This is a genomic window from Nitratireductor sp. ZSWI3 (genome assembly GCF_024655565.1).
GTDB lineage: Bacteria > Pseudomonadota > Alphaproteobacteria > Rhizobiales > Rhizobiaceae > Nitratireductor.
The window spans coordinates 1-9,181 of record NZ_JANKOF010000138.1; the positions used below are offsets into that span (position 1 = coordinate 1).

At 66.3% G+C, this 9,181-nt stretch carries 8 protein-coding genes and 1 tRNA gene; 3 read left to right on the forward strand and 6 right to left on the reverse strand.

Annotated elements, in window-relative coordinates; translation table 11 throughout:
• The coding region (locus tag NUU27_RS23920; RefSeq protein ID WP_257764811.1) for an autotransporter outer membrane beta-barrel domain-containing protein at positions 1 to 1,419 on the reverse strand (1,419 nt) is incomplete at its 3' end.
• A 307-nt stretch (positions 1,420 to 1,726) separates the two neighbouring features.
• Positions 1,727 to 3,277, reverse strand: a complete 1,551-nt coding sequence (locus tag NUU27_RS23925; RefSeq protein WP_257764812.1) for a ferredoxin reductase family protein — start codon at positions 3,275 to 3,277, stop codon at positions 1,727 to 1,729.
• A 62-nt stretch (positions 3,278 to 3,339) separates the two neighbouring features.
• On the opposite strand from NUU27_RS23925, the gene NUU27_RS23930 reads away from it, so the two are divergent.
• Entirely contained in the window at positions 3,340 to 4,431 is a 1,092-nt protein-coding gene (locus NUU27_RS23930) for a polyheme membrane-associated cytochrome C (RefSeq protein ID WP_257764813.1), read from the forward strand.
• A 113-nt stretch (positions 4,432 to 4,544) separates the two neighbouring features.
• Here NUU27_RS23930 and NUU27_RS23935 read toward each other — a convergent pair.
• Positions 4,545 to 4,621: transfer RNA gene (locus NUU27_RS23935), tRNA-Arg, on the reverse strand.
• A gap of 89 nt (positions 4,622 to 4,710) precedes the next feature.
• Positions 4,711 to 5,874, reverse strand: a complete 1,164-nt coding sequence (locus tag NUU27_RS23940) for a M20 aminoacylase family protein (RefSeq protein WP_257764814.1) — start codon at positions 5,872 to 5,874, stop codon at positions 4,711 to 4,713.
• Between the two features lie 419 nt (positions 5,875 to 6,293).
• On the opposite strand from NUU27_RS23940, the gene NUU27_RS23945 reads away from it, so the two are divergent.
• Together NUU27_RS23945 and NUU27_RS23950 are read left to right on the forward strand one after the other, a co-directional pair.
• The gene (locus tag NUU27_RS23945) at positions 6,294 to 7,406 is read left to right on the forward strand and encodes a D-alanyl-D-alanine carboxypeptidase family protein (protein WP_257764815.1); all 1,113 of its coding nucleotides are present in this window, start codon (positions 6,294 to 6,296) and stop codon (positions 7,404 to 7,406) included.
• A 3-nt stretch (positions 7,407 to 7,409) separates the two neighbouring features.
• Positions 7,410 to 8,498 carry a GTP-binding protein gene (locus tag NUU27_RS23950; protein WP_257764816.1) on the forward strand — a complete coding sequence of 363 codons (1,089 nt, stop codon included), beginning with the start codon at positions 7,410 to 7,412 and terminating at the stop codon, positions 8,496 to 8,498.
• A 233-nt stretch (positions 8,499 to 8,731) separates the two neighbouring features.
• Here the strand turns inward: NUU27_RS23950 and NUU27_RS23955 are convergent, their stop codons facing one another.
• Both NUU27_RS23955 and NUU27_RS23960 read right to left on the reverse strand, forming a co-directional pair.
• On the reverse strand, positions 8,732 to 8,959 hold the full coding sequence (locus tag NUU27_RS23955; RefSeq protein WP_257764817.1) for a sulfurtransferase TusA family protein: 228 nt from the start codon (positions 8,957 to 8,959) through the stop codon (positions 8,732 to 8,734).
• The coding region (locus NUU27_RS23960; protein ID WP_374568063.1) for a hypothetical protein at positions 8,959 to 9,181 on the reverse strand (223 nt) is incomplete at its 5' end. The genes NUU27_RS23955 and NUU27_RS23960, both read right to left, overlap by 1 nt.

Here is a 9,181-nt window from a genome sequence, read left to right on the forward strand (position 1 = left end):
CGGGGTGACCACCGGTTCTTCCGGTTCGGGCTCGGGCGGGGGTGGAGACACCGGATCGGGGGCCGGAGCCGGCTCCGGCGACGGGGCGGCCGGCGGGGTGACGAGCGTCGAGCGCAGGTACCAGTTGTCTTCCGTGTCCGCCGAGACACCGCCTCTGAACAGGTAATATTCGTAGGCGCCGGCCGCCACGCGGCCATTGAGGGCGAAGGCGCCGGCGGCACTCGTCCCGCCGACCTCCACCACCATGATGCCGTCCAGCGTGGTGACGCCGCCGGCGCCTCCGGCATTGATGATGTTCAGGCCGGTGGTTCCGGAGGCGTCTCCCTCGATGGCCAGCCGGTCAGATGCGGAGGAATCGTCGCCCAGCACCGTGTTCAGGAACAGCTGGCCGCCGTCGCCGAGATAGTTGCCGCCGATGGTGAAGGTATCCGTGGCGCCGGCGGCGCCATTGGTCAGGTCGATGCGCCCCGCATTGACGACGTTGACGAACTGGCCGGCCGTGAAGGCGGCGATGCCGCCATTGGCTTCACCGCCATAGATGGTGCTCGCAGCGTCGACGGTGAGCGATCCGGTGCCCGTCCCGCTGTCGCCGAGCGTCAGCGTCTCGTCGAAGACGAGCTGCGTGTCGTTGGTGAGGTCGATCGTCTCCCAGCCGTCGAAGCGGGACACGTCCGCCGTCTTGACGTTGTCGAAGGTGAGGCCGTCCGTGCCGGTGCCGCCGGTGATCTGCGGCGTGGCGCCGATGTTGGCATCGGTCAGATTGCCGAGCGAAGCCGTGTCGTCGCCCGCGCCGAGATCGACCGCGCCGTAGAGGATGCCGCCGCCGTTCCAGTTGAACGTGTCGTCGCCGACGCTCAGTCGCACTTCGCCGCCGACCGTGCCGCCGGTCACCGTCACGCTGTCATTGCCGCCGCTGACGGAGATGTTGCCGCCGATCGTGCCACCAGAGAGCTCGACCGTGTCGTTGCCGAAGCCGGCGACGAGATTCCCGTCGATCGTGCCGCCCGACATGAGGAAGACATTGTCGGCGAGCTTCATGTTGACGCGGCCGATGCGGCCGCCGGTCATTTGCGCATAATCGCCATCGTCGAAGGCATCGACGATGCGCCCGCCCGACATGAAGAAGGTGTCGAAATGGCCGCCCTGGTTGAGCTTGCCGATCTGGCCGCCGGTCATGACGAAGTCGTCGACGCCGTCGCCCTGCTGAACCTCGCCGGTGATCGCGCCGGAATGGATCTCGATCGTGTCGGCGCCCGGGCCGAAAGTGACGCTGCCGTCGATCGTGCCCGTGCCGGCTTCCGGCATCGTCAGCGCGTTGTCGCCGCCGAGGTCGAGAAAATCCCCCGAATGGGTGCCGCTGTCGCAGACAAGGACATCGTTTCCGCCGGTCGCGACAAGATTGCACGCGGCATATGCCATGGGGGCCTGCGCCCAGAAGACGCCGACGATCGCCGCGGTTCCGAACAACAAAGATCTGGTGTGCGATAAACTGAATCGACAGTTCCGCATCGAGAGGGCCCCTCAAAATAAAAGCGCCTGGCAATCAGACGCACCACCCCCCGGACCCAGGCAAAATAAAGACACTACATTGTTATGGTGACAACCCAATTGGATGCAATTTTGCCGTGCAAAAGCCCTATATGTGACACATTTGGCACACTTTCTGCAGTTGAACGCGCAGAAATACTTTATTGGTAATCGCCTGGCGACGAGGGACCTGCGAAGCTCAGAGGGCGGAGAGGATGAAAAGCGTCAGGGCCAAGGCGAGGCCGATAGCGGCGAACTGGAGCGATCGCCGCCGGTCCTGGCGCGAGGCCGGGCCGCTGCCATAGTCGAAACGTTCATAGACGATGTTCTTCATCGGCAGGCCGAGTTCCAGGAGCGCGTTCGACACGGACGTGGTCATCGGGCCCGGGCCGCAGATAAGCGCCACAGTCTCTTGCAACCCGAGGCCCTCCAGCAGCTCGGCAAGCCGGCCGCGGTCGAGCCGCCCGACAGGTCCCGTCCAAGCTTCCTCGTTCTTCTCGCTCAGGAGCATGATCTGCAGGTCGAGCACGGCGCTCGCGGCCTCGATCTCCGGCAGGCAGGCGAAGTTCGCGGGCCGGCCCACCGCATAGCCCAGCCGAACCGGCCGGGGATCGCGCCGTGCCACCATGTCGCGCAGCAGCCCCATGATCGGAGCGATGCCGACGCCGCCGGCCAGAAGCAGCACACTGCGCGCCTGATGCGAATCGAGGGTGAAATCGCCATAGGGCCCGTCGATGCCGATTGCAGTTCCGGGCGCCAGCTTGCCGACCCGGTTGGTGAAGTCACCGGCTTCCTTGACGATCAGGCTGAGGCCGGGCCGCAAGGGGCTGTCGGCGATGGAGAATGGGTGATCGAAGAGCGGAAAGCGCCGCCTGCCTTCGGTCATCCAGACGAACTGGCCGGCCTCGTAGCCCCAGGCCGGATTTTCGTGGGCCGGCTGCAGGTCCAGTTCCCACATGCGGTCCGCAACCTTCGCGACGGAGGTCAACCGCCACGGTCGCCGGCGCAAGAGGAACCAGCGCCAGCCGTAGAGCACTGCGACGACGGCAAGGACGCCCGCACCGACGACCCACCAGAGCGCCTGCACCGGACCCGCCGCGCTGAACCGGCCCACGGCAACCGCGTGGTGGAGGGCGGCGCCGACGGCGATCATGCCGAGCACCAGATGGCTGCCGCGCCAGAACTCGTAGCGCCAGGGCAGCCATTCGCGCAGGATGGCCGTGACGACGAGAACCGAAAGGGCGAGCAGGGCCACGACGCCGCTCCGGTAGTGCGGCAGGGTGAGATAGGCAACAAGCCTCTCGAGCCCGAGATCGGGATCTTCCAGCCAGGTCGGCAGGACGTAGAAAAGCGGATGCAGGAGAAGCGCCAGGAGAACCCAGCGCGCGGCCACCTTGTGGAACGCCATGATCTTGTCGATGCCGAGATGTCCCGAAACGATCTGAAACCGACCGGAGGTGACGAACTGGACAGCCATTGCCGCGAGCCCTGCCAACCCCAGCGCTGCGGCAGTCCTCTCCCATGGATCGAGAGGGGCCGTGGTCCGCGCTGCCGCCAGGGCCGCCGGCAGGGCACAGAAGACCACGTAAGCCGCCGCGAGGGCGACCCCAGGCATGCGTTTCGGATGACGCGCGGTCTTCATGGCGTCCTTATGGTTGACGGCGTCGTTGCGCTCGACCATCGCCTTCTTCGATCCGTGATGGCGATGGATATACCCAACAATGGTGCGTCGCGGTTTGACCCAGGTCATAGGCCTGCACCGTCTGCCGGGATATGATTCAAACGACCTGGTGCAGAAGGGGACGAGTTGGCATGCAGTGGGGCAGGATCGTTCGGGTGCTCGTCGCGGCAATTCTGGCCGTTCCGCCGGTCGCCGGTGCTCTGGCGGCCCAGGAAGACGATCCCCTGGCAGCATTGGTCGAAGCGTGGATGGCTTCGCCGCATGGCGATTATCGTTCACCCTCCTTCACCCACTGGAACGAAGATGGTGAAGTGCCGGTGGAGTGCGCCGCCTGCCATTCGCAGCCAGGCTTCGTCGATTTTCTCGGCGCCGACAAGAGCACGCCGGGCAAGGTCGACCGGCCGGCATCGATCAACGCCCCGATCGGTTGCGCATCCTGCCACAATGCGGCTGCCCGCGTGCTGTCCAGCGTCCGCTTCCCCTCCGGGGTCAGGGTCGAGGGGCTGGGAGATTCGGCCGTCTGCACCGTGTGTCACCAGGGACGGCTGTCGGGCGATGCCGTCGCGGCGGCGACGCAGGCGCTCGACGCGGACACGGTGTCCGCCGATCTTTCTTTCATGAACATCCATTATGGCGTGGCGGCCGCTGTCCTGCATGGCGGGCAGGTGCGCGGCGGCTATCAATATCCGGGCCGCACCTATGTCGGGCGCTTTCAGCATGTGCCGAGCGCGAACACCTGCGCCGGTTGTCACGATCCGCACACGACCCGCGTTGCGATCGACGGCTGCCTGTCCTGCCATCGGGGCGTCGCGGATGTCCGTGACATACGCACGCGGCATGCCGACTTCGATGGTGATGGAAACACCGCCGAGGGCATTCATTCCGAAATCCTTGGCCTGCATGAAAGGCTCTACGGCGCTATGCAGGCCTACGCGTCCGAGGTGGCCGGCACGCCGATCGGCTATGCGCCGGACAGCTTCCCCTATTTCTTTGCCGATAGCGATGGAGACGGGGAGATCAGCCCCGATGAGGCGGTCTTTCCCAACCGCTACCGGCGTTGGACACCCAGGCTGCTCCAAGCCGCCTACAATTTTCAGATGGCGGCGAAGGATCGCGGCGGATTCGTCCACAATCCGGCCTACCTCCTTCAACTGCTTCACGACAGCCTACAGAGCCTCGGCGAGCGCGTCGAGGTGAACGCGGCGGATCTGCAACGGCCGTGATGGCTCGGGAGAAATCAGCGTGAAGCCATGGCCCGATCAATGCGGATCGAAAGCGCTACCCGTGTCTCCGGTATGAAAGATAACCTGTGTGTCCGGGGCGTACATGGTGCAGATGGTGATCCCGGCAGGATTCGAACCTGCGACCCTCAGATTAGGAATCTGATGCTCTATCCTGCTGAGCTACGGGACCACGCAAAGCCTCTCATAACGCCAAGGGGCAGCTTCGCCAAGGCGAAATGATGGGCAGGGCGGCACCGGATGCCGCCTTTTCTTGCCGGTTCAGGCGGCCAGTGCCTTCTCCGCCAGCCGCACCCAATAGCTGACGCCGTAGGGGATCACCTCGTCGTTGAAGTCGTAGCCGGTGTTGTGCAGCGCCGCGGTGTCGCCATTGCCGATGAAGATGAAGGCGCCGGGGCGCGCCTCGAGCATATAGGAGAAATCCTCGCCGCCCATGGTCGGCACCACGTCGGTGTCGACATTCGCCGTGCCGGCGACCTCGCCCGCCACGGCCCCTGCGAAGACCGTTTCGTCGGCGTGGTTGAAGGTGACCGGATAATTCGCGTCGTATTGCACATCGACCGTGGCGCCGTGCGCCGCCGCCACGCCCTCGCAGATCGCGCGCATGCGCTTCTCGGCTTCTGCCGCCACGTCCTTCTTCAGGGTGCGGACGGTGCCCGCCATCTCCACCTCATCGGGAATCACGTTGAAGGCGTCGCCGGCGTGGAACTTGGTGACCGACACCACCACCGAATCAAGCGGATGGACGTTGCGCGAGGCGATGCTCTGCAGGCTGGTGACGATCTGGCTGGCCGCCAGGATCGGGTCGACCACCGTGTGCGGCATCGCCGCGTGGCCGCTGCGGCCCCTGACGGTGATGACGAACTCCGCCGTCGCCGCCATGATCGGCCCCGGGCGGATGGCGAACTGGCCGACGGGCAGGCCCGGCATGTTGTGCATGCCGAAGACGCGTTCGATGCCGAAGCGCTCCATCATGCCGTCCTTGACCATCTCGTTGCCGCCGCCGCCGCCTTCCTCGGCCGGCTGGAAGATCACCGCCACCGTGCCGTTGAAGTTGCGGGTCTCGGCGAGGTATTTCGCCGCGCCGAGCAGCATCGCCGTGTGACCGTCATGGCCGCAGGCATGCATCTTGCCGGGGACGGTGGAGGCCCAGGGCCTGCCTGTGGCCTCGGTCATCGGCAGGGCGTCCATGTCGGCACGCAGGCCGATCGTCGGCCCCTCGCTGCGGCTGCCGCGGATGATGCCCACGACGCCAGTGCGCCCGAGCCCGGTCACGATCTCGTCGCAGCCGAACGCCTTCAGCTTCTCGGCCACGAAATCTGCCGTCCTGTGGACATCGAACAGGAGCTCGGGATGGCGATGGATGTCTCGGCGCCATTCGGTGATTTCTTCCTGCAGTTCGGCGGCACGGTTCAGGATCGGCATTAAAGGCTTCCTTCAAAATTTTGCCCGATTGGCGTTTCAAAGGCCGGCTGGCCTCGTTTCCGCTGGCCGCGGTCGAACATGTTTCGGAACGGCACCTGGGGCTGGTCAGTCTGGAACTCCCGATGATCAAATTCCTAGGACGGGACCATGCATGATGGCAAGGGACTTGAATGGCACAGCAAAAGCCTTTGCGTTGGACGGCCGGCGATGCACGGGCCGTTTACCGCGATCCGGCTTCGCGCTTTGCCAAACGGCCGGAACATGCGTTAAATGACGATGGACCCGGCGGCACGGGCGAGGAGGCTGCGCCGACCCCGCCGGGTGTCAAAAAAGCACCACGCGTCCCTGCGAGAGTGCCATGGGACGATGTGCGACAGGCCCGGCAATCCGGGCGACAGTGAAGAAATTCGGATGAGCTGATGATCTCGACAAGGTGCGGCGCGGCGCTTCTGGCGCTTCTGTTCTGGGGTTTTGCGGCGGTTTCGCCGGCGCATGCGGGTGCGTCCATCGTCATCGATGTCGGCAGCGGCAAGGTCCTGTCGCACGACAACGCCTTCCAGCGCTGGTACCCGGCCTCGCTGACCAAGCTGATGACCGCCTATGTCGCGTTTCGTGCGGTGAAGGCCGGTGAGCTGCAGTTCGATTCCCCGGTCCGCATCTCTGCCCAGGCGGCCAAGGAGCCGCCGAGCAAGATGGGCTATCCCGTCGGCTCGGTGCTGACCCTCGACAACGCTCTCAAGATCCTGATGGTCAAGTCGGCGAACGACGTCGCCACATCCGTGGCGGAGGCCGTCGGCGGCTCGGTGCGCGGCTTTGCCGTGCGCATGAATGCGATGGCCCGGGAGCTCGGCATGACCGGGTCGCACTTCGTCAACGCGCACGGCCTGTTCTCGGCCGAGCAGTACACAACCGCGCGCGATCTGGCGGTCCTCGTGCGCGCCCTGCGCACCGAGTTTCCGCAGCACGCCCACTATTTCTCGCTGGAAGCCATCCAGACGGGCGAGAAAATCATGCCGAACTACAATTGGCTGATCGGCCGCTTCGAAGGCGCCGACGGCATGAAGACCGGCTACATCTGTTCCTCCGGCTTCAATCTCGCCTCCACGGCGACACGCAACGGCCGGACGCTCGCGGCAATCGTTCTGGGCGCCTCCTCGCAGGTGGTTCGCGGCGAAGAGTCGGCACGGCTTCTGGCCAAGGGTTTCCAGACGCAGGGCTTTGCCGCGCCGCAGCTCGACAGCCTCACGCCTTATGGCGAAAACCGCAACGTGGTCGTCGACCTGCGTCCGCAGATCTGCTCGCAGGAAGCCGTTGCAAAGCGTGTCGAGGAACGCGACGACGAGGGCCGGCTAATCGTCCGCTCGCCCTATATCCGGCCGATGGCGCACGATCCGCGGCCGGTGGTGATCACCCTCGGCGGTGCCACGGGCCCCGAATCCAATGCCCCGCGCTATGCCAATGTGCCGATCCCGACGCCGCGCCCCGACCGCTCGCCGGACGGCGCGGTGATGGTGACCGGCCAGGGCGGTTGAGCCATGGCGGGCGCGATTCCCCTGACCCTGGTGACCGGCTTTCTCGGCGCCGGCAAGACGACGCTGATCAACCGGCTGCTGCGCGATCCGGCGCTCGCCGACACGGCCGTAATCGTCAACGAGTTCGGCGCGGTCGGCATCGACCATCTGCTGGTCGAGCAGGCGTCCGAGGGCGTGATCGAGCTGTCCGACGGCTGCCTGTGCTGCACGGTGCGCGGCGCGCTGGTCGACACGCTGGTGGACCTTACCGAGCGGCTTGGCGACGGGCGGATCGAGCGGTTACGGCGCGTCGTCATCGAAACCACGGGGCTTGCCGATCCCGTCCCGGTGCTGCAGGCGCTCGCCGCGCATCCGGGGCTTGCCGAAACCTTCCGGGTGGACGGCATCGTCACCGTGGTCGACGCGGTCCACGGCCTTGAGACGCTGGATGGGCACGAGGAGGCGCGGCGTCAGGTGGCGGTGGCCGACCGGCTGATCCTGACCAAGGCGGATAATGCGGCGGCCGGCGTCGTCGATGCGCTGAAGGCGCGCCTGCAGGCGCTGGCGCCCGGGGTCGACCTCCTGGACGCCGCCGCTGCAACCGCCCCCGTGCTGGTCGATTGCAGCGCGCTCGATGCCGGAGCGCGGGCGGCAAAGGCCGTCGAGGCCGCGCCGCACGGCCACCACCACCACCACGGCGGCCATGGGCACGACGGCGCGGTTCACGCACATGCGCATGGGGCGCCGTTCGAGACCGTCTTCCTCGGATACGGGCAAGCGATGCCGCTGTCGGCCGTCGAGAATTTCCTCGATCTCCTGCGCAGCCAGTGCGGCGCCGGCATCCTGCGGCTGAAGGGGCTGGTCGAGACATGCGAGGCGCCGCAGCGGCCGCTCGTCGTCCAGGGCGTGCGGCAGATGCTGCACGCGCCGCGCTACCTCGAGGCATGGCCGGACGCAACGCGCGGCGTGCGGCTCGTGGTGATCGGCACCGGTCTCGACGAGGGCTATATCCGCGGGCTCTTCGCGGCCTTCACGGGGCAGGCCCGCATCGACACGCCCGACCGGGCGGCGCTGGAGGCGAACCCGCTGGCGATCGCCGGCTTCAGGGGGTGAAGCTTCTTATCTTTGCTGGAAACGTCGGACGCCCCTTCGCACCCCCCTCTGCTCTGCCGGGCATCTCCCCTCAAAGGGGGGAGATCAGTGACGGCACCGTGTCGCATTCCTTGCGACGTTGGACGGTTGGTCAAAGTCGTTGCGGCCGGCCAATCTCCCCCCTTGAAGGGGAGATGGCCGGCAGGCCAGAGGGGGGAGGCAAGCGCCCGACGCTTCAAGCAAAAGATGAAAAGCTACCCGCGTTCGACCAGGAAGCGGTGGCCTTCGGCTATGGGCTCGGCCGAGACCAGCTTATGGCCGTGTTCCGTGCAGAAGGCGGGGATGTCGATGACCGCCAGCGGGTCGGTCGTCTCCAGCCAGATCTGCTCGCCCTGAACCATGCCGGAAAGGCGCTTGCGCGCTCTCAGCACGGGCAACGGGCAGTTCAGGCCCTTCAGGTCGTACACTTGAGGAGAGGCCATCACCCGCCGAACAGGTTCATGAGGCGTCGGCCGACGGCGCCCACACGCGATTCGCGTGCCGCTGCCGCTTCGGCTTGCGGGGCGGGCCTTTGCGCGGGAACGGATGCGGTCGAGGCCGGAGCCTGATCCGCCGGTGCCTCGCCGGTTGCCGGCTGCGCGCGGGTCGCGGTCGCCAGCGCGTCCTGCAGGTCGCCCGTCCGCCTGTCCACCGTATAGGCGGAT

Bases quoted from the DNA above. Each gene is read 5' to 3' on its own strand.
- NUU27_RS23955 (WP_257764817.1), bottom strand. From the start codon at position 8,959: ATGGCCTCTCCTCAAGTGTACGACCTGAAGGGCCTGAACTGCCCGTTG.
- NUU27_RS23925 (WP_257764812.1), bottom strand. From the start codon at position 3,277: ATGACCTGGGTCAAACCGCGACGCACCATTGTTGGGTATATCCATCGC.
- NUU27_RS23950 (WP_257764816.1), top strand. From the start codon at position 7,410: ATGGCGGGCGCGATTCCCCTGACCCTGGTGACCGGCTTTCTCGGCGCC.
- NUU27_RS23930 (WP_257764813.1), top strand. From the start codon at position 3,340: ATGCAGTGGGGCAGGATCGTTCGGGTGCTCGTCGCGGCAATTCTGGCC.
- NUU27_RS23945 (WP_257764815.1), top strand. From the start codon at position 6,294: ATGATCTCGACAAGGTGCGGCGCGGCGCTTCTGGCGCTTCTGTTCTGG.
- NUU27_RS23940 (WP_257764814.1), bottom strand. From the start codon at position 5,874: ATGCCGATCCTGAACCGTGCCGCCGAACTGCAGGAAGAAATCACCGAA.